This window comes from Lysobacter terrae, from assembly GCF_054782215.1.
On the sequence record NZ_BAAGSX010000010.1, the window covers coordinates 110,688 to 127,983 of the forward strand.

A 17,296-nucleotide genomic window follows, 5' to 3' on the forward strand; every position below is an offset into this window, starting at 1 on the left:
GCGCGCATTCAGCGCCACTACTTTGGAACGATGCTGACTCTAATCATCCTGATGATCGTGTCTGCGATGGCGTTCGCGTTCTGGAACGACAGCCGCGCGGCCGCTGAACGAGCAGAAATCCTGGGCCGTGACGCCTGTCGCATCGCGGGCGTGCAGTGGCTCGACCAAAGCGTGCACGCGATCGGCCTGCGCCTGTGCCGCATGGAAAGCGGTTGGCTGGGTTTCGAGCGCACGTTCCGCTTCGACTATTCGCATGACGGTGAAGACCGGCATATCGGGCGGCTGGTGTTGCGGGGGGACCGGCTGGTGTCCTTCAGTGGTCCCGCCCATAGGGAGGTCGGTTCGACCCTTTACATGAATGCCGCGCGGGCGGCTGATGACGACAAACAGCCCTGATTGCTTCCGTCACTTCACGATACGCAGGTGCCCACTGCGACGCGGCGTAGGCGTCGGCGGCTCGTCGCCGTCGTCCGGCGCACCGTCGTCCGGCACTACGGTCAAGGGCGCGTGCGGCGCGGCTTCGTCTTCGGATTCGATTTCGATCTCGGCCTCTTCCTCCGAGGCGGCCAGCGATTCTTCGGGCAGCGCCATGCCCTGCCCCGTCTCGCGCGCATAGATCGCCAGCACGGCCGAGACCGGCACGGAGACCGCATGGCTCACGCCGCCGAAGCGGGCGCTGAAGCGGATCACTTCGTTGGTCATCTGCAGCCCGGCGACAGCGCGCTCGGCCACGTTGAGGACGATGCGGCCGTCCTTGACCGCGTGCGCCGGGACCTGGACGTGCGGTCGCGTCGCATCGACCAGCAGGTGCGGTGTCATGCCGTTGTCGGCAATCCACTCGTACAACGCCCGCAGCAAATACGGGCGATGGCTGGTCATGGTGGTGCTGTCTTCGCTCATGGTGTCAGTGTAGCGCCGTGCGCGCACGCCCTGCATGCCAAAGGGCCCGGAAATCCGGGCCCTTCGTCTTTGTTGTCGGCCCGAATTTCCGGGCCCTTTCGCTACCGCCGCCTCAGGCGGGAATGTCGCGGAGCTTGCGCTCGACGTCCGTCAGGCTGCGGGTGAAACCGGGGTTGCGGAAGATGCGGTTGCCGTAGTCTTCGATGACCTTGCCGTCCTTCGGCAACGGCACGCCCAGCGACGGCAGGCGCCAGATGATCGGCGCCATGGCGCAGTCCGCCAGGCTCATCTCGGGATTGAGGAAGAACTTGCTGGCCTTGAACAGCGGCACCGAGGCGGTGAGCAGCTCCTTCAGCCGCTTGCGGCCGGCTTCGGCCTGCACCTTGTTACCGAGCTGGATCGCCTGGACCTGCGGGACCCAGTCGTGTTCCAGGCGCAGCATGGCCAGACGCAGGCGCGCGCGCGACAGCGGATCCACCGGCATCAGCGGCGGATGCGGATAGCGCTCGTCGAGGTATTCGCTGACCACGCTGGCCGCATAGAGCACGAGATCGCGCTCGACCAGGGTGGGCACCGAGTGGTACGGATTGAGATCGACCAGATCTTCCGGCGGACTCTGCGGATCGACTGGAATGAGGTCGTAGGTGACGCCCTTGGCCGCCAGCACCAGCCGCACGCGGTGACACAGCACGCAGTCGGTGGACGAGAACAAGGTCAGGGCATTACGCATACGTGGACTAGCCGCCATCATCGATTGCTCCTGCATCCGGTTCGACCGGCACCTCGCCGTGCTTGGCCTCGGCCGGTCATGGCGCCGCCCGCCCCCTGCGGTCGGTCGCTCAGGTTCCCGAGACTAGCGTTACTGCCAAAAAAAGTCGCCCCCCGGGGGCCACAGTAAAACGCCCGGCGTTGCGGCCGGGCCACGCCCGGCGCACGGCCGGGCGCCACAAACGAAACGCCCGGCACTAGGCCGGGCGTCAGGTCGAACGTCAGTGGTGGTGCACGTCCTTCCAGTACTCGTGCTTCAGCAGATACGCCAGCAGAGTAAAGAAGGCCAGGAACAGCACGACCCACACGCCCAGCTTCTCGCGCTTCAGCGCCGCCGGCTCACCGGCGTATTCGAGGAAGGTGGTGATGTCGCGGACCGACTGGTCGAACTGCTCCGGCGTCTGCGTGCCCGGCGTGGCGATCTTCAGGGCATGCACCGGACGGTCGCCGGTGACCTTGTCGGCCTCGCCGTATTCGGCGTGCTGCAAGCCCTGCATCTGCCACAAGGGGTTGGGCATCGAGGCGTTCGGGAACAGCTTGTTGTTCCAGCCCAGCGGGCGCGACTCGTCGAGGTAGAACGACTTCAGATACGTATAGATCCAGTCGCTGCCGCGCACGCGCGCGATCAGGCTCAGATCCGGCGGCATCTTGCCGAACCACTTCTTGGCGTCGTCCTCGTTGAGGCTGACCTGGACCTGCTCGCCGAACTTGGCGCCGGTGAAGTTGAGGTTCTGCATCACCTCTTCTTCCGACAGGCCCAGGTCCTCGCCCATGCGCGAGTAGCGCAGGTACTTGAGCGAATGGCAGCCGGAGCAGTAGTTCATGTACAGCGCGGCGCCGCGCTGCAGCGATGCGCGATCGCCCAGGTCGGTGCCCGAGTGCAGCAGGTTGCCGCCCTCGTTGGCGAAGGCGGAAGCCGAAACCAGCAGGCCCGCGGCGAAACCGGCCAGGGCGCGGACGAAATTCTTCTTAGTCATGCATCGTCACCCGTTCCGGCACCGGCTTGGTTTTGTCGATCTTGGTCCAGATCGGCATGGTGATGAAGAAAGCGAAATACAGGAAGGTCAGCACGCGGCCGATGATGGTTTCGACCGGATCGGTACCCGGGCCGGCGCCGATCTTGCCCAGCCACACGAAGCACACGGCGAGCAGCGCGAGCATGGCCTTGGTGATCCAGCCGCGGTAACGCACCGACTTGACCTTGGCGCGGTCCAGCCACGGCACCAGGAACAGGATCGAGATCGCACCGAACATCACCAGCACGCCGGACAGCTTGTGCGGGATGACGCGCAGCATCGCGTAGTACGGCGTGTAGTACCACACCGGCTTGATGTGCTCCGGGGTCACCAGGCGGTTGGCCTCGGTGAAGTTGTCGTGCTCGAGGAACCAGCCATTGAACGCCGGGGCGAAGAAGATGATGAACGCCGCGATGATCAGGAAGAAGCCGACGCCGAACAGATCCTTCACCGTGTAGTACGGGTGGAAGGGAATGCCGTCGGCCGGCTTGGTCGCATCCCAGCGGTTGCCCTTGGGACCGTACTTGATCTCGACGCCGTCCGGGTTGTTCGAACCCACTTCATGCAGCGCGCCCAGGTGCAGCACGACCAGCAGCAGCAGCACCAGCGGCAGCGCGATGACGTGCAGGGCGAAGAAGCGGTTGAGCGTGGCATCGGACGGCAGGTAGTCGCCCATGATCCACTCGGTCAGGCCGTTGCCGATGACCGGAATGGCGCCGAACAGCGAGATGATCACCTTCGCGCCCCAGAACGACATCTGGCCCCACGGCAGCACGTAGCCCATGAAGGCTTCGGCCATCAGCACGAGGTAGATGAGCATGCCGAGGATCCACACCAGCTCGCGCGGCTTCTTGTACGAGCCGTACATCAGGCCGCGGAACATGTGGATGTAGACGACGATGAAGAACAGCGAGGCACCGGTCGAATGCATGTACCGGATCAGCCAGCCCCACTCGACGTCGCGCATGATGTACTCGACCGAGGCGAAGGCTTCCGTCGCGCTCGGCTTGAAGTGCATCGTGAGGAAGATGCCGGTCACGATCTGGTTGACCAGCGCCAGCAGCGCGAGCGAACCGAAGTAGTACCAGATGTTGAAGTTCTTCGGCGCGTAGTACTCGGTCATGTGCTTGCGGTACACCGGCATCATCGCCGGCGCGCGCTCGTTGACCCAGTTCCATACGCCATGGGCGGTACGGGTGAAAATGCTAGCCATGGCTTACGCGGCTCCCTTCGGGTCGACACCGATGATGATGGTGGTGTCGTTTTCGTAGTAGTGCGGCGGAACCTTGAGATTGGTCGGCGCCGGCACGCCCTGGAACACGCGGCCTGCCATGTCGAAACGCGACTTGTGGCAGGGGCAGAAGTAACCGCCCTTCCACTCCGGATCGAACGGCTCCGGGCGGATTTCCGCCTTCAGTTCCGGCGAGCAGCCCAGGTGGGTGCACAGGCCGACGAGCACGGAGATCTCCGGCTTCAGCGAGCGCAACTCCGGGTTGGCCTTCTTGATGTATTCGGGCTGCTGATCCGCGTTATCCGACTTCGGATCGCGCAGGCGGCCGTCGAGCGTCGGCAGCGCGGCCAGGATCGCCTTGGAGCGCTTGACGATCCAGATCGGCTGACCGCGCCACTCGAGGATCAGGCGCTGCCCTTCCTCCAGGCCGGTGATATCAGCGGTCACCGGAGCGCCGGCGAGCTTGGCTCGGGCACTCGGATTCCACGACTTGATGAACGGTACCGCCGCAAATCCCGCCCCGACTGCGCCGACCACGGCAGTAGTCGCGGTCAGGAAACGGCGGCGGCCCTGGTTGACGGGGCTGTCCCCTTGGTTGGCCATCCGGCACTCCGCAAAGCTTGAAAAACGAAGTTCACGCGATCGCCGCCACTGGCGGCGGCTCGCGGCTAAAAAGACGGCGAAGTGTAACGGAAGGGTGAATCGCACGACAATCCGGCGAAACCGGAGCGAACTGCGATGAGCTACTCAGGACCGGCCGTGAAACGGCCGCTCCGACGGGCCACGGCTCAGCGCGAACCCGCGCCAGCCCCGGCGGAAGCGACGGTGCTGCCCACGGCGCGGTAGCGGTCGGCCAGCTGGGCGACCCGCTGCACGTAGCGCTGGGTCTCCGCGTAGGGCGGCACGCCCTTGTACTTGGCGACCGCGCCCTCGCCCGCGTTGTAGCCGGCGGCCGCGAGCTTGAGATCGCCGTTGAACCGCTTCAGCAGCCAGCCCAGGTACTGCACGCCGCCGCGGATGTTCTGCCCCGGATCGAAGGCGTTGCTCACGCCGAAGCGGCGTGCCGTCGCCGGCATCAGCTGCATCAGCCCCTGTGCGCCGACCCGCGACAGCGCGCCGGGGTTGTAGGACGACTCGGCATGGATGATCGCGCGGACGATCGCCTCCTCCACGCCGTACTGCGCGGACGCGCTGGAAATCTCCGAGCTGTACGCCGACGTGTTGAGCCGGATCTTGCCGAAGTTCACGCCCGGCAAGGCGCCGCAGGCGTAGCAGTTTTCGATCTGGAAGATCGGGAACTCGACCCGGGTCATCTTGACGTTGGCGACGCCGTTCGGCCGGCGATTGCTGTAATTGCGCACGCCGTTGGCATCGATGTACGAGTAGGTCACCGTCGAGCCCATGCGCAGGAAGCGGGCTTTCATGCCCGTTTCCGAACCCAGCGGCTTCGCGCCGGCGGTGGCGAGCGTGGCAGGCGAACCGGTTACGTCCATCGACGGCGTCGCGCTGCCGACATTCGCAGCCGGAGCGGCGGCGGTCGGCGCGGGGGCGGCCGGCACAGCACGGGACTTGTCGGCGTGGTAGCTGATCACCGTGCATTTGGCGCCGGGCACGCGCTTGCTGGCGTAAGCACGGGTGCCATCGGGGGTATCGCAGCGGTAAAGCGAGCCCGCCCACGCCGGCGTCGAAGCCAGCGCGCACGCAGCGACCAGAATTCCCCATGCCCCCTTCATAGCGGCGGACTATCCCTCCAATCCAAATGCTTTACAAGTCTTTGATTTGTATGAACGCGACCCCGATCGCAGTTAGGCCAGGCCCGCATCGAGCCGGGCCCGCGGCCGCCCGCTACAATGCGCGCCCCGGCGCGGACTAACCGCCGCCCTCCCGGACTACCGAACGCCATGACCGACCCGACCCTCGCCGCAGAGGCGATCTCCCCCGCCTCCCTCGTCCCGACCGCGCCCAAGGGCAAGACGGGCAAGCTCTTCATCGAGACCCACGGGTGCCAGATGAACGAGTACGACTCGGCCAAGATGGCCGACGTCCTCGCCGCCAGCGATGGGCTCGAACTGACCACGAACGTTGAAGAAGCCGACGTCATCCTGATCAACACCTGCTCGATCCGCGAGAAGGCGCAGGAGAAGGTCTTCAGCCAGCTCGGCCGCTGGAAGCAACTCAAGCAGGGCGGCAAGTCCGTCGTGATCGGCGTCGGCGGCTGCGTGGCCTCGCAGGAAGGCGAAGCGATCATCAAGCGCGCGCCCTTCGTCGATCTCGTGTTCGGACCGCAGACCCTGCATCGCCTGCCCGAGCTGATCCAGGCCAAGCGCGAAACCGGCCAGCCGCAGGTCGACATCAGCTTCCCCGAGATCGAAAAGTTCGACCGCCTGCCCGAGCCGCGCGCGGAAGGACCGTCCGCCTTCGTCTCGATCATGGAAGGCTGCAGCAAGTACTGCTCGTTCTGCGTGGTGCCCTATACCCGCGGCGAGGAAATCAGCCGCCCGTTCGAGGACGTGCTGGTCGAAGTCGCCGACCTCGCCGCGCAGGGCGTGCGCGAAGTCACCCTGCTCGGCCAGAACGTTAATGCCTATCGCGGCCCGATCATGGGCGACGACGGCCAGCCGACCGGTGAGATCGCCGACCTCGGCCTGCTGATCCGCGCCGTCGCCGAAATCGACGGCATCGGCCGCATCCGTTTCACCACCTCGCACCCGCTGGAGTTCTCCGACTCGCTGGTCGAGGCCTATCGCGACGTGCCCAAGCTCGCCAGCTTCCTGCACCTGCCGGTGCAGGCGGGCAGCGACCGTGTGCTCGCGGCGATGAAGCGCGGCTACACCGCGCTGGAGTTCAAGCAGAAGATCCGCAAGCTGCGCGCAGTGCGGCCGGACATTTCGATCTCCTCCGACTTCATCGTCGGCTTCCCGGGCGAAAGCGATGCCGACTTCGAGAAGACCATGAAGCTCATCGAGGACGTAGGCTTCGACCAATCCTTCTCCTTCATCTATTCGCGCCGCCCCGGCACGCCGGCCGCGGACCTGGAAGACACGGTCGGCAGCGAAGAGAAGCACGCGCGCCTGTCGCGCCTGCAGGCCACCATCAACGCCAAGGCGCGCGAGATCAGCGACACCATGGTCGGCAGCGTGCAGAAGGTACTGGTCGAAGGCCCGTCGAAGAAGAATCCAAACGAGCTCACCGGCAAGACCGAGAACATGCGTTCGGTGAACTTCCCCGGCCACCCGCGCCTGGTCGGTCAGTTCGTCGACGTGGTGATCACCGAAGCGATGTCGAATTCGCTGCGCGGGCGCGTGGCGATGGCGGACGTGGCGTAACTTTCGCTCGAGGCCTGCGGCTCAATCCAACCGCTTGCGGAACCGATTGATCGCCAGCGTCATCATCACGGTGGTGAACGCGATCAGCGCGAGCACATCGGGCCACAGCTCGAACAGGCTCGCGCCGCGCAGCATGACCCCGCGGATGAGGCGGAGGAAATGCGTCAGCGGCAGGACCTCCGCGATCCACTGGATCACCTTCGGCATTCCGGCGAAAGGGAACATGAACCCCGACAGCAGGATCGACGGCAGGAACACGAAGAATGTCATCTGCATCGCCTGGAACTGCGAGGCCGCCTTGGTGGAGATCATCAGGCCGAGCGTGAGGTTGGCGAAGATCAGCAGCACGGCAGCCAGGTAGACGTCGATCAGACTGCCGCGCACCGGCACGTCGAACAGCCACAGCCCCAGCAGGAGCACCACCGTGGTCTGTATCAGGCCGATGACGGCGTACGGCAGCACCTTGCCCACCATCAGTTCGCTGCGGCTGAGCGGCGTGGCGATCAGCAGCTCCATATTGCCGCGCTCGCGCTCGCGCACGATGGCGACGCCGGTGAACAGCACCATGGTCATGGTGAGGATCACGCCGATCAGCCCCGGCACGATGTTCACCGCCGAGCGGCGCTGTGGGTTGTAGAACGACACGACGTTGATCGGCTGCACCTTGGTCACGCTGTAAGCGGTGCTTTCCAGAGGCATCTGCGCCAGCTGGATCGCGGCGCTCTGCACGGTCGTGTCGCTGCCGTCGACCAGCACCTGCACGGCTTCGCGGCCTTCGGCGCGGCGGCGCTCGAAATCGTGCGGGATCACGACGCCCAGGCTGATCTCGCCCCGCCGCAGCATGTCCATCAGCGCGGACGGCGTCGTCGCCTCGGCGGTCGGTGCGATAACGCCGGTGGCGACCATATCCATGATCAGCGCGCGCGACGCGCTGGTGCCGGCCTGGTCGGCGATGCCCGTGGACAACCCACGCAGGTTGAGGTTGATGGCATAGCCGAACAGGACCAGCTGCATCACCGGAATCCCGATGATCATGGCCAGCGTGATCCGGTCGCGGCGCATCTGCCGCAGTTCCTTGAGCACGATCGCGAAGAGACGGCGCCAGTTCATGCGGCACGCTCCGTGGCTTGTTCGCGGCCCCGGGTGGCTGCGACGAAGACGTCTTCGAGGTTGGGTTCCGCGGCCTCGACCGTCGCCTGCAAGCCGGCGCTGCTCAGCGCGCGATCGAGCCGCGCGGCGACGTCGCCGTCGCTCTGCGTCAGTACGCGCAAAGTGTTGCCGACCTGGGCGACACTGAGTACGCCGGGCTGTTCGAGCAGCACGCTGCGCGAGCGCCGCGGCTGCTGCGCATGCACGGCGAGCGTGCGCCCGCGCAGTTCGTCGGCCAGCCCTTGCGGCGTGCCGTCGGCCACCAATACGCCACGATCGAGAATGGCGAGACGATGACAGCGCTCGGCTTCGTCCATGTAGTGCGTGGACACCAGCAGCGTCGTACCGCCGTCGGCCAGTTCGAAGAGTTTCTCCCAGAAGTCGCGGCGCGATTCCGGGTCCACCGCGCTGGTGGGTTCGTCGAGAAACAGCAGCTCCGGGTTGTGGATCACCGCACCGGCCAATGCCAGCCGTTGCTTCTGCCCGCCGCTCATGGTGCCGGCGAGTTGCTTCTGCCGGTCCTCGAAGTGATAGCGCACCAGCAGCTCGTCGATGCGGCGGTTGGCCTCGGCCTTCGGAATGGCCTGCACCGCGGCGAGGAATTCGAGGTTTTCGCGCACGCTCAGATCTTCGAACAGCGAGAACTTCTGCGTCATGTAGCCGATGCGCCGCCGCAGTTCTTCCGATTGCGCGGGGATGCGCAGCCCCAACACTTCGATCTCGCCCTCGGTCGGGGCGAGCAGGCCGCACAGCATGCGGATCGTCGTGGTCTTGCCCGAGCCGTTCGGCCCGAGGAAGCCGTAGACGTGCGCCTTGGGCACGCTCAGGTTCACGTGATCGACGGCGACCAGTTGGCCGAAGCGCTTGGTCACGCCGCGCGCTTCTATCGCGAGGGCTTCGCGGGCGGGAGCGGGAGCGCTGTTGGTGTTCATCGCTCGAACTCGACGCGCACGGGCAGCCCGGCGGGCAGCTCGCCGGCCGCCGGATCCAACTGCACTTCTGCGAGGTAACTCAGCCGCGCGGCGTCCTCGCCGATCAGCGCGTAGTACGGGGTGAAACTGGGGTCGTTGCGGATCATCCGCACCTTGCCGGGGATCGCCTGCTCGCGGCCTTCGACGAAGATCCGCGCACCCTGCCCCACCTTCACGTTCGCGCGAATCGGTTCCGGCACGTACACGCGTGCATAAGGCGACCCTCCAACCAGCATGACCGCGAGCGGCGCGCCGACCGGCGCCTGATCGCCGAGCCGGTACGGCAGGCTGTCGACGCGGCCTGCGCGCGGCGCGACGACATTGAGTTTCTCCAGCGTCACCTGCTGCGCGCTGGCCTGGGCTTCGGCGGCGCGCACCGCGGCTTCGCCCTGGGCGATCTGCTCGCGGCGCGTGCCGTGCTCGAGTTCCAGCAAAGCCGCGCGCGCGGCGCGCGCCTGCGCATCGGAACTGTTGGCGGCGGCGCGGGCGCGATCGACTTCGGACGCCGCGATCAATTTGCGCGCGCCCAGTGGCTGCACGCGCGCGTAGTAGGCGCGGGCGTCGCGCGCCTGCGCTTGCGCCGCCGCCAGTTCCGCGCGGGCCTGCATGAGGGTTTCGCTGCGCGCGCCCGCTTCCATTTCCTGCAGGGCTTCGCGCCGACGCTGCGCTTCCTGCCGTGCGGCGACGGTGGCCGACTCGGTGCGCGCCGCTTCCAGCTTCAGCAGCGACTGGCCGGCACTGACCTGCTGGCCTTCGCGCACGTTGATCTCGACGATGCGCTCGGCCGCGGGCGCCGGCAGCGAGATGCGGTCGTATTCCAGGGTCCCCAGGGCCTGTGGGGCATCCGTTCCGCACGCAGCGAGCGAGGCGAGCATCATCGCGGCGAGGAGGGTTCGTTGGCGGATCATGACGACTCCTTGAGCGTGGAAGCGGGCAAGGCCAGCCCGCGATCGAGCAATGCGATGGCGTGGTCGCGCAGTGCGGCGGCGTCGATGTCGCGGGCATCGAAGATGCGCTGCCAGATCGGCGCGCCGGCCGCGGGGAACAGGGTCAAACCGACCAGCGAGATGACCAGCAGACGCGGGTCCAGGTCCGGGTTGATCTGCCCTTGCGCCTGCGCGGCTGCGAAGCGTTGGGACAGCAGCACGGGCATCGGCGCCATGTGGTTGAACACCACCTCGCGCAATGCGCCGCCTTCGCACAGCACTTCGCGAACCCACAGCGCGGGCAGCCACGGATGCCGCGAGATCGTCTCGGCCATGCCGCGAACGAAGCCGGCGACCAGCGCCGCGATGTCGCCGTCGCCCGCAGTGATGGCTTCGCGCACTACCGCGAAGGCGGGCATCAGCCGCTCTTGCACGAGGGCGGCGACGAGCTGGTCCTTGTCGCCGAAGTAGTAGTGCAGCAAGGCGGGAGTCACCTGGGCTTCGGTCGCGATGGCGCGCAGCGAGGTCGCGGCGACGCCCTGGTGGACGGCGCAGGTGATCGCGGCATCCAGCAGGCGGGAGCGCAGGTCCGGACCGTCCGCGGCCGGCCGGCCGGGGGTGCGCTTGCGGCTGCCCCGCGGGGGGGCGGATTCGGCCTTGCCCATGGATTTCTGCGGTTTTTGGCGGTCGTTGCTCATGCAGCTTAAATTAATTCAATGATCAATTATTTTTCAAGCGCGCTCCGACGAGCGGTCGACGAATGCGGGGAGCCGGGCCGGTTCGCGAGGTCCCCAGCGAGCTAAAGGCTACCGGCGGCGTCGCTCGCGGACGGCTGTTAGAGGCGATCGAAGAAGCAGCTGCGCGCGCACTCGGCGATGCCCGTCATACACAAGACAATCACGCAGAAAAGGATGATGTGGGGGCCATCCGGCCCGCTCTATCCGACTCGTTCCGTGCACACCATCGCACCACCGCACGACATCCTGCCGAGCCCATCGGCTTTGCAAACGGCCGGCGCAGGCGCAAGCTTTCGCTTCTACCGAGGCGCACCGTCACGAAGACAGCCCTGATGCCTGCCCGCACCATTTCCGAATTCGCCCTCGACCCCGCCGAGGCCGAGCGCCTGGCCAACCTCAGCGGCCCCTTCGACAGCCATCTGCGCATGATCGAGCTGCGCCTGGGCGTGGAAATCGCCAACCGCGGCAACGTCTTTCGCGTGGACGGCCCGGAAGCGTCAGTGCACAAGACGGAGAAGCTGCTGCGCGAACTGTGGAACGAAGCGGCCAACAACACCCTGACCGAACCCGACATCCATCTGCACCTCACCGAGTGCGAAGCGGACGAGACCGTCGCCAACGACATCGAACCGCAGGAAGTGGTGATCCGCGTCAAGCGCGGCACCTTGCGCGCGCGCGGCGCCAATCAGGCCCGATACCTGCACGCCATCGCGATGCACGACATCAACTTCGGCATCGGCCCGGCCGGCACCGGCAAGACCTTCCTCGCCGTGGCCATGGCGGTGGAAGCGCTCAACGAGGCGCGGGTGCAGCGGCTGATCCTGGTGCGGCCGGCGGTGGAAGCCGGCGAGAAGCTGGGTTTCCTGCCCGGCGACCTCACTCAGAAGGTGGACCCTTACCTGCGCCCGCTCTACGACGCGTTGTACGAGATGCTGGGCGTGGAAAAAGTGGTCAAGCTGCTCGAGAAGAACGTCATCGAGATCGCGCCGCTCGCGTACATGCGCGGACGCACGCTTAACGACGCCTATGTGATTCTCGACGAAGCGCAAAACACCACGATCGAGCAGATGAAGATGTTCCTGACCCGCATCGGCTTCGGCAGCACGGCCGTGGTGACCGGCGACATGACCCAGATCGACCTGCCCAAGCACCAGAAGTCGGGGCTCAAGGACGCGCTGGAGGTGCTGCGTAACGTCAACGGGATCAGCTTTACTTTCTTCGAATCGCGCGACGTGGTCCGCCACCCGCTGGTCGCGCGTATCGTCAACGCCTACGACGCGCGCGACTCAGCGGACGCGCAAACCGGGCCGGCTTCCTGAGCCAACGGTTCCTTCCACCCTCTATCAAGGACTATCCGCATGACCGTCGGCCCGGTTCGTCTCGATGTCAGCGTCAGCTACGCGGTTCCACGCCCCGGTGTGCCGTCGGCGGTGAGCTTCCGCAAATGGGTGGCCGCCGCCCTGGAAAACCGCATTCGCGAGGCCGACCTGGCCATCCGCATCGTCGGCACCAAGGAAGCGCGCGCGCTCAACCGCCACTTCCGCGGCAAGGACTATGCGACCAATGTGCTGAGCTTTCCCGCGGAACTGCCGGACGGCCTGCCCAAGGGCGTGAAGCTGCCGCTGCTCGGCGATCTGGTCATCTGCGCGCCGGTGGTGGCGCGCGAGGCCAAGGAGCAGAAGAAGCGGCTGGTCGAGCACTACGCGCACCTGACCGTGCACGGCGCCCTGCATCTGCTCGGCTGGGATCACGAGAACGAAGCCGACGCGATCTGCATGGAGCAGTTGGAGCGCGAGATTCTGGCGGGCATGGGGATCGAGGATCCTTACGTCATCGCCTGAGGCGAGCATCGATAAGCACGCTGGGTGCGAGCGAGCCACGCCGTCTTCGGCGAGACGCGCTGCCCGCCCGGATACCCGACGATCAAGAGTAAAACGCGCTAGGCGTGCGCAGTCGCACCGTTATGCCGGCGCCGCCCGCTCTCGTGGCGCGCGCGCGTCCGTGCCGCCTTCTTAGCGGCTTCGGAGCGGCCCTCCGCTCCCTTCGTGCGCGCGGCCTTCTTCGCCGCCGTGGAGCGTTCGCTCGCGGTGCGCTTACGCGCCGCCGACTTCGCCTGCCGCGACAGTGCCGTCGTACTCGCCGCCGCCCGCCCCTCGCGCTTGAGCGCCTTCTTCGTCGCCCGCGAGCGAGTCGCCGACGTCGCCTTGCGCTTGCTCGCACTGGCCGTCGTCCGCTTGGACGCCGCCTTCTTCGTGGTCTTGCGTGCTGCCGTCTTAGCGGCGCCCTTCTTGGCTACCTTACGGGTCGCGGTCTTGCGCGCTTTCTTCGCGCCGGCCTCGGTGTCGTGCTGCGCCTTGCGCCGGGTTTCCTCGGAGGCCTGCCCCTTCTTCGGCGGCGGCAGGTCCACGCCTGCACGCCGCGCCTTCGACAGGCCGATGGCGATCGCCTGCTTGGCCGAGCGCGCGCCATGCTTGCCTTCGCGGATGTGCTCGATCTCTTCGTGGACGAACTCGCCGGCCTGGGTGCTGGGCGCCTTGCCCTCGCGCTTGTCCTGGCGGGCGCGCCTGAGGGTGCTTTTCTCGGGCATCTCGCGGTCCTCCGCCTGAGTCCGGCCCGATTATCGGCAGGCGCCCGCCATGCGCCTGTGAACCTTCCGGCCGCCGAAACCGCCACATCCGGGCTTCCGCGCTAGACTTTCCCGGTCCGCCCACCCCCCGGGCGTTGCCGAAACCCCATGTCCGAGGACGACAGTAGTACCCCGCAGGAGCACCAAGAGCGTCGCCGCGGCTGGTTGGAACGCATCAGCACGATGCTCTCCGGCGAGCCCAGCACCCGCGAAGACCTGGTCGAGCTGCTGCGCGATGCCCAGGCCGACGGCCTGATTGCCGCCGATACGCTGCGGATGATGGAAGGCGCGATCGCCGTTTCCGACCTGACCGTCGGCGACGTGATGATCCCGCGCGCCCAGATGGTCGCCCTGCCCGCCGATGAGCCCTTGCTGGCACTGATGAAGCGCGTGGTCGAGTCCGGCCATTCGCGCTTCCCGGTCCACGGCGAGGAGAAGGACGAGATCCTCGGCATCCTGCTGGCCAAGGACCTGCTGCGCGGCGTAGTCGCCGACAACGGCCCCGGCAGCATCCACGCCCTGCTGCGACCGGCCGTGCTGATCCCCGAATCCAAGCGCCTCAACGTGCTGCTGCGCGAGTTCCGCCAGTCGCGCAATCACATGGCGATCGTCATCGACGAGCACGGCGGCGTCGCCGGCCTGGTCACGATCGAAGACGTGCTCGAACAGATCGTCGGCGACATCGACGACGAGCATGACGAGGCCGAAGACCCGCAGGCGCTGATGCGTGCCCAGGCCGACGGCCTGTTCGTGGTCGATGCGCTGACGCCGATCTCCGACTTCAACGAACGCTTCGATGCCGACTTCGACGACGACGAGTACGACACCATCGGCGGCCTGGTGACCGCGGCTATCGGCCATCTGCCGGAAGCTGGCGAGGAGTTGTCGCTGGGACGCTTCGTATTCCGCGTCGCCTCGGCGGACGTGCGCCGCATCCATGCCTTCCACGTGGACGTGCTCAACGATGCGTGACACCACCATCCCCTTCCCGCCCGGACGCGGAAGGGTGAGTCGTACGATCCAGCGGATGCTTGGACTGATGCTGTGCCTGCTAGCGCTGCTGCCGCTGGTGGCCTTCGCACAAGCGCAGACTGCACCCGTCACGCCGCGCATCGGCATCATGGTGATGCAGCCCGGCGAAATTTTCTGGGAGCGATTCGGGCACGACTCGGTGCTGGTCGTCGATCCGGCGACCGGCGAAGGGATCTCGTACAACTTCGGCTTCTTCGACCCGAGCGAGCCGGACTTCGTGTCGCGCTTCGTCCGCGGCGACATGCGTTACCGCCTCGCCGCCGTGCCGTATGCGGACGACCTGGGGTTGTATCGCGAGGAAGGCCGCGGTGTCGGCGTGCTGTGGCTCGACCTGGATGCGTCGCAGGCGAACGAGGTCGCGGCGGCACTGGCCGAGAACGCGCGCCCCGAGAACGCGCACTACCGCTACGACTACTTCAAGGACAATTGCTCCACGCGCGTACGCGATGCCGTCGATCGGGCGTTGCAGGGCGGCCTGCGCCGTCAGGTCGAGGGCCGCTCGCAGGGCCTGAGCTGGCGCGACGAGGCGCTGCGCCTCGCGTCGCCCGCGCCCTGGATGTGGCTGGGCTTCGACATCGGCCTGGGACCGGCCGCGGACGAGCCGATGACGCTGTGGCAGCAGGCCTTCGTGCCGCGGCGCCTGGCGGACATCCTGACCGAAGCCAAGGACAACGCCGGCCGGCCGCTGGTCACGGGACGCACCGAGATCCTGCCGCATCGCATCGCACCGGAGCCGGTGGCGCACGCGCTGCGCTGGTGGATCTGGGGTCTGTGGGGGATCGCAATAGGCATCGCCATTACCTGGCTCGGCAGGCGCAGCCCGCGTGCGGTCGGCGCGATCGCGCTGCCGCTGTGGTTGTTGTCGGGTGCGATCGGTGCGCTGTTGCTGTTCCTGTGGTTCGGCACTGCGCATGTCATGGCTTGGGCGAACCACAATCTGTTCCTGCTCAACCCGCTCGCCTGGCTGGCGCTGCCGGGGGCGTGGCGGATGTTGCGCGGACGCGCGCCCGGTCGCTGGGCGGTGCGGTTCACGGTCGTGATCGCTTTGTGTGCGGTTGCCGGATTGCTGGTGCGCTGGGTCAGCGCGCAGCCGCAGGCCAACATGCACTGGATCGCGCTGCTGCTGCCGGTGCATGTGGCGATGGCCTGGGCGTTCGCCCGACGCAACCGCAGCTGACGGCACGATCCGTTGCGGTCGCGTTACGCCAGGCCGGTTGCGCGGGATCGCCGCCAGGGCGCACGATGCCGCGCATGAAGGATCCGAATCTGCCGCAATGTGTCGTCAACTGCGTGGTCTATGGCCACGACGGGCAGCGACGCGATATCAGCCTCGATGCGATCAGCGACGTGCTGGCCCATGACGATGGCAGTTTCGTCTGGGTGGGTTTGTACGAACCGGATGAAGGCATTCTCGACAAGCTGCAGGAGGAGTTCTGCCTGCACGATCTCGCCATCGAGGATGCGCACAACGCGCACCAGCGGCCCAAGATCGAGACCTACGGCAAGTCGCTGTTCATCGCGCTCCACACCGCGCAGAAGGTCGACACCCACATTCGCTTCGGCGAAACCCACGTCTTCATCGGGCCGCGCTATCTGGTGACGGTGCGCCATGGCGCGTCGAGCAGTTACGCACCGGCCCGCGCGCGAATGGAGCGCGAACCGGAGATGCTCGCGCATGGACCGAGCGCCGGGCTGTACGCGATCCTGGACATGATCGCCGACAATTACCTGCCCATCGTCGACGAATTCAGCCAGGAGCTCAACGAACTGGAGCAGGACATCTTCGCCGGCGATTTCCGCAAGGACACGGTGCACAAGCTGTACGACCTCAAGCGCGAGTTGACGCGTCTGCGCATGGCGGTCGCGCCGCTGCAGGACATCCTCGGGCAGCTGGCGCGTGTGCGCAGTGGGCTGATCGACGAGGAGATCCAGTTGTACTTCCGCGACGTGCACGATCACACCGTGCGCCTCAACGAGAGCACCGACACTTTGCGCGAGATGCTCACTGCGGCAATGACGGTGAATCTCTCGCTGGTCACGGTGCAGCAGGGCGAAACGGTGAAGCGGCTGGGTGCGTGGGCTGCGCTGTTGGCGGCGCCGACGCTGATCGCGAGCTGGTATGGCATGAACTTCACGCACATGCCTGAGCTAGCTGGGCGGTACAGCTACTGGATCCTCATCGGTGTTGTGATCGTGACCTGCGGCGTGTTGTACGCGATGTTCAAGCGGGCTAAGTGGCTCTGAATTAGCTCGTCGGCCAACGTTCCTAGAAGCACGTGTCTTGTCGTGTGCCGGACGGGCAGTCGGCGCCGGTGGGTAGTCACGACACGCCGTGAATCCATCCATGGAGGCTTGGTCAGCGGCATCCATGCCGCTGACAGTCGCGCCTACCCACCAGCACCGCCTGCCCTCCACACATCTCGGACGCGCGTTGGCAAAAAAGCGAAAGCAACTCGCTACGCTCGCTCCCCTCATCTGCCCTTCGGGCATCTTCTCCCCGCGCGCGGGGAGAAGAAGGGCATTGACGCCGAAGCGGCGATCACAACGCTCGCGGTAAGCGCTGCCCGATGGGATGGGGGTGCGGAGAGCGGACCAGGATGGTCCGCGGCCCCGA

Annotated in this window: 18 protein-coding genes; 7 read left to right on the plus strand and 11 right to left on the minus strand. The window is 66.4% G+C overall.

Annotation, left to right across the window (positions count from 1 at the left end; genetic code table 11):
• Positions 1-30 precede the first annotated feature (30 nt).
• Complete coding sequence (locus tag ACYVJ8_RS15455; RefSeq protein ID WP_460714016.1) at positions 31-396, plus strand: DUF3301 domain-containing protein; 366 nt, start codon at positions 31-33, stop codon at positions 394-396.
• Positions 397-405: 9 nt separating this feature from the next.
• Here ACYVJ8_RS15455 and ACYVJ8_RS15460 read toward each other — a convergent pair whose 3' ends face one another.
• The 6 genes from ACYVJ8_RS15460 to ACYVJ8_RS15485 all read right to left on the minus strand — a co-directional run bounded on the left by ACYVJ8_RS15460 (position 406) and on the right by ACYVJ8_RS15485 (position 5,648).
• Positions 406-900: a ClpXP protease specificity-enhancing factor gene (locus ACYVJ8_RS15460; RefSeq protein ID WP_460714018.1), complete on the minus strand. Its 495-nt coding sequence runs from the start codon at positions 898-900 to the stop codon at positions 406-408.
• A 112-nt stretch (positions 901-1,012) separates the two neighbouring features.
• The gene (locus tag ACYVJ8_RS15465) at positions 1,013-1,648 is read right to left on the minus strand and encodes a glutathione S-transferase N-terminal domain-containing protein (RefSeq protein WP_460714020.1); all 636 of its coding nucleotides are present in this window, start codon (positions 1,646-1,648) and stop codon (positions 1,013-1,015) included.
• A 241-nt stretch (positions 1,649-1,889) separates the two neighbouring features.
• A complete protein-coding gene (locus ACYVJ8_RS15470; RefSeq protein ID WP_460714022.1) occupies positions 1,890-2,645 on the minus strand; it encodes a cytochrome c1 in 756 nt (251 codons plus the stop codon).
• A complete protein-coding gene (locus tag ACYVJ8_RS15475; protein WP_460714024.1) occupies positions 2,638-3,897 on the minus strand; it encodes a cytochrome b in 1,260 nt (419 codons plus the stop codon). The genes ACYVJ8_RS15470 and ACYVJ8_RS15475 overlap by 8 nt, the downstream gene beginning before the upstream one ends.
• 3 nt (positions 3,898-3,900) lie before the next feature.
• Positions 3,901-4,518, minus strand: coding sequence for a ubiquinol-cytochrome c reductase iron-sulfur subunit (gene petA, locus ACYVJ8_RS15480; protein ID WP_460714026.1), 618 nt, complete (start codon positions 4,516-4,518; stop codon positions 3,901-3,903).
• A gap of 185 nt (positions 4,519-4,703) precedes the next feature.
• On the minus strand, positions 4,704-5,648 hold the full coding sequence (locus tag ACYVJ8_RS15485; protein ID WP_460714028.1) for a lytic transglycosylase domain-containing protein: 945 nt from the start codon (positions 5,646-5,648) through the stop codon (positions 4,704-4,706).
• A gap of 168 nt (positions 5,649-5,816) precedes the next feature.
• Between ACYVJ8_RS15485 and miaB the strand changes: the two genes are divergently transcribed.
• Positions 5,817-7,241, plus strand: coding sequence for a tRNA (N6-isopentenyl adenosine(37)-C2)-methylthiotransferase MiaB (miaB, locus tag ACYVJ8_RS15490; protein WP_460714030.1), 1,425 nt, complete (start codon positions 5,817-5,819; stop codon positions 7,239-7,241).
• A 21-nt stretch (positions 7,242-7,262) separates the two neighbouring features.
• Here miaB and ACYVJ8_RS15495 read toward each other — a convergent pair whose 3' ends face one another.
• The 4 genes from ACYVJ8_RS15495 to ACYVJ8_RS15510 are packed head-to-tail and all read right to left on the minus strand — an operon-like array spanning position 7,263 to position 10,985.
• On the minus strand, positions 7,263-8,351 hold the full coding sequence (locus tag ACYVJ8_RS15495; RefSeq protein ID WP_460714032.1) for an ABC transporter permease: 1,089 nt from the start codon (positions 8,349-8,351) through the stop codon (positions 7,263-7,265).
• Positions 8,348-9,277 (minus strand): ABC transporter ATP-binding protein, encoded by a 930-nt coding sequence (locus tag ACYVJ8_RS15500; RefSeq protein WP_460714414.1) that lies wholly within the window; start codon positions 9,275-9,277, stop codon positions 8,348-8,350. The genes ACYVJ8_RS15495 and ACYVJ8_RS15500 overlap by 4 nt, the downstream gene beginning before the upstream one ends.
• Positions 9,278-9,318: 41 nt before the next feature.
• Complete coding sequence (locus ACYVJ8_RS15505; protein WP_460714034.1) at positions 9,319-10,269, minus strand: HlyD family secretion protein; 951 nt, start codon at positions 10,267-10,269, stop codon at positions 9,319-9,321.
• The gene (locus ACYVJ8_RS15510) at positions 10,266-10,985 is read right to left on the minus strand and encodes a TetR/AcrR family transcriptional regulator (RefSeq protein WP_460714036.1); all 720 of its coding nucleotides are present in this window, start codon (positions 10,983-10,985) and stop codon (positions 10,266-10,268) included. The genes ACYVJ8_RS15505 and ACYVJ8_RS15510 overlap by 4 nt, the downstream gene beginning before the upstream one ends.
• Before the next feature lie 371 nt (positions 10,986-11,356).
• Between ACYVJ8_RS15510 and ACYVJ8_RS15515 the strand changes: the two genes are divergently transcribed.
• Together ACYVJ8_RS15515 and ybeY are read left to right on the plus strand one after the other, a co-directional pair.
• Complete coding sequence (locus tag ACYVJ8_RS15515) at positions 11,357-12,343, plus strand: PhoH family protein (protein ID WP_460714038.1); 987 nt, start codon at positions 11,357-11,359, stop codon at positions 12,341-12,343.
• A gap of 39 nt (positions 12,344-12,382) precedes the next feature.
• On the plus strand, positions 12,383-12,865 hold the full coding sequence (ybeY, locus tag ACYVJ8_RS15520; RefSeq protein WP_460714040.1) for an rRNA maturation RNase YbeY: 483 nt from the start codon (positions 12,383-12,385) through the stop codon (positions 12,863-12,865).
• A gap of 98 nt (positions 12,866-12,963) precedes the next feature.
• Here ybeY and ACYVJ8_RS15525 read toward each other — a convergent pair whose 3' ends face one another.
• The gene (locus tag ACYVJ8_RS15525; protein WP_460714042.1) at positions 12,964-13,611 is read right to left on the minus strand and encodes a DUF6496 domain-containing protein; all 648 of its coding nucleotides are present in this window, start codon (positions 13,609-13,611) and stop codon (positions 12,964-12,966) included.
• 147 nt (positions 13,612-13,758) lie between these two features.
• Here ACYVJ8_RS15525 and ACYVJ8_RS15530 point away from each other — a divergent pair, with 147 nt between their 5' ends.
• The 3 genes from ACYVJ8_RS15530 (at position 13,759) to corA (ending at position 16,926) form a co-directional block, all read left to right on the plus strand.
• Positions 13,759-14,622: an HlyC/CorC family transporter gene (locus ACYVJ8_RS15530; protein WP_460714044.1), complete on the plus strand. Its 864-nt coding sequence runs from the start codon at positions 13,759-13,761 to the stop codon at positions 14,620-14,622.
• Positions 14,623-14,677: 55 nt separating this feature from the next.
• Positions 14,678-15,859, plus strand: coding sequence for a lipoprotein N-acyltransferase Lnb domain-containing protein (locus tag ACYVJ8_RS15535; protein WP_460714416.1), 1,182 nt, complete (start codon positions 14,678-14,680; stop codon positions 15,857-15,859).
• A gap of 65 nt (positions 15,860-15,924) precedes the next feature.
• Positions 15,925-16,926, plus strand: a complete 1,002-nt coding sequence (gene corA, locus ACYVJ8_RS15540; RefSeq protein WP_460714046.1) for a magnesium/cobalt transporter CorA — start codon at positions 15,925-15,927, stop codon at positions 16,924-16,926.
• Positions 16,927-17,296 lie beyond the last annotated feature (370 nt).

Excerpts from the sequence above, each read along its gene's own strand:
- ACYVJ8_RS15525 (WP_460714042.1), bottom strand. The coding sequence starts at position 13,611 with ATGCCCGAGAAAAGCACCCTCAGGCGCGCCCGCCAGGACAAGCGCGAG.
- ACYVJ8_RS15505 (WP_460714034.1), bottom strand. The coding sequence starts at position 10,269 with ATGATCCGCCAACGAACCCTCCTCGCCGCGATGATGCTCGCCTCGCTC.
- corA (WP_460714046.1), top strand. The coding sequence starts at position 15,925 with ATGCCGCGCATGAAGGATCCGAATCTGCCGCAATGTGTCGTCAACTGC.
- ACYVJ8_RS15530 (WP_460714044.1), top strand. The coding sequence starts at position 13,759 with ATGTCCGAGGACGACAGTAGTACCCCGCAGGAGCACCAAGAGCGTCGC.
- ACYVJ8_RS15495 (WP_460714032.1), bottom strand. The coding sequence starts at position 8,351 with ATGAACTGGCGCCGTCTCTTCGCGATCGTGCTCAAGGAACTGCGGCAG.
- ACYVJ8_RS15485 (WP_460714028.1), bottom strand. The coding sequence starts at position 5,648 with ATGAAGGGGGCATGGGGAATTCTGGTCGCTGCGTGCGCGCTGGCTTCG.
- ybeY (WP_460714040.1), top strand. The coding sequence starts at position 12,383 with ATGACCGTCGGCCCGGTTCGTCTCGATGTCAGCGTCAGCTACGCGGTT.
- petA (WP_460714026.1), bottom strand. The coding sequence starts at position 4,518 with ATGGCCAACCAAGGGGACAGCCCCGTCAACCAGGGCCGCCGCCGTTTC.
- ACYVJ8_RS15460 (WP_460714018.1), bottom strand. The coding sequence starts at position 900 with ATGAGCGAAGACAGCACCACCATGACCAGCCATCGCCCGTATTTGCTG.
- ACYVJ8_RS15510 (WP_460714036.1), bottom strand. The coding sequence starts at position 10,985 with ATGAGCAACGACCGCCAAAAACCGCAGAAATCCATGGGCAAGGCCGAA.
- ACYVJ8_RS15475 (WP_460714024.1), bottom strand. The coding sequence starts at position 3,897 with ATGGCTAGCATTTTCACCCGTACCGCCCATGGCGTATGGAACTGGGTC.
- ACYVJ8_RS15535 (WP_460714416.1), top strand. The coding sequence starts at position 14,678 with ATGCTTGGACTGATGCTGTGCCTGCTAGCGCTGCTGCCGCTGGTGGCC.
- ACYVJ8_RS15470 (WP_460714022.1), bottom strand. The coding sequence starts at position 2,645 with ATGACTAAGAAGAATTTCGTCCGCGCCCTGGCCGGTTTCGCCGCGGGC.
- ACYVJ8_RS15465 (WP_460714020.1), bottom strand. The coding sequence starts at position 1,648 with ATGGCGGCTAGTCCACGTATGCGTAATGCCCTGACCTTGTTCTCGTCC.
- ACYVJ8_RS15455 (WP_460714016.1), top strand. The coding sequence starts at position 31 with ATGCTGACTCTAATCATCCTGATGATCGTGTCTGCGATGGCGTTCGCG.
- miaB (WP_460714030.1), top strand. The coding sequence starts at position 5,817 with ATGACCGACCCGACCCTCGCCGCAGAGGCGATCTCCCCCGCCTCCCTC.
- ACYVJ8_RS15515 (WP_460714038.1), top strand. The coding sequence starts at position 11,357 with ATGCCTGCCCGCACCATTTCCGAATTCGCCCTCGACCCCGCCGAGGCC.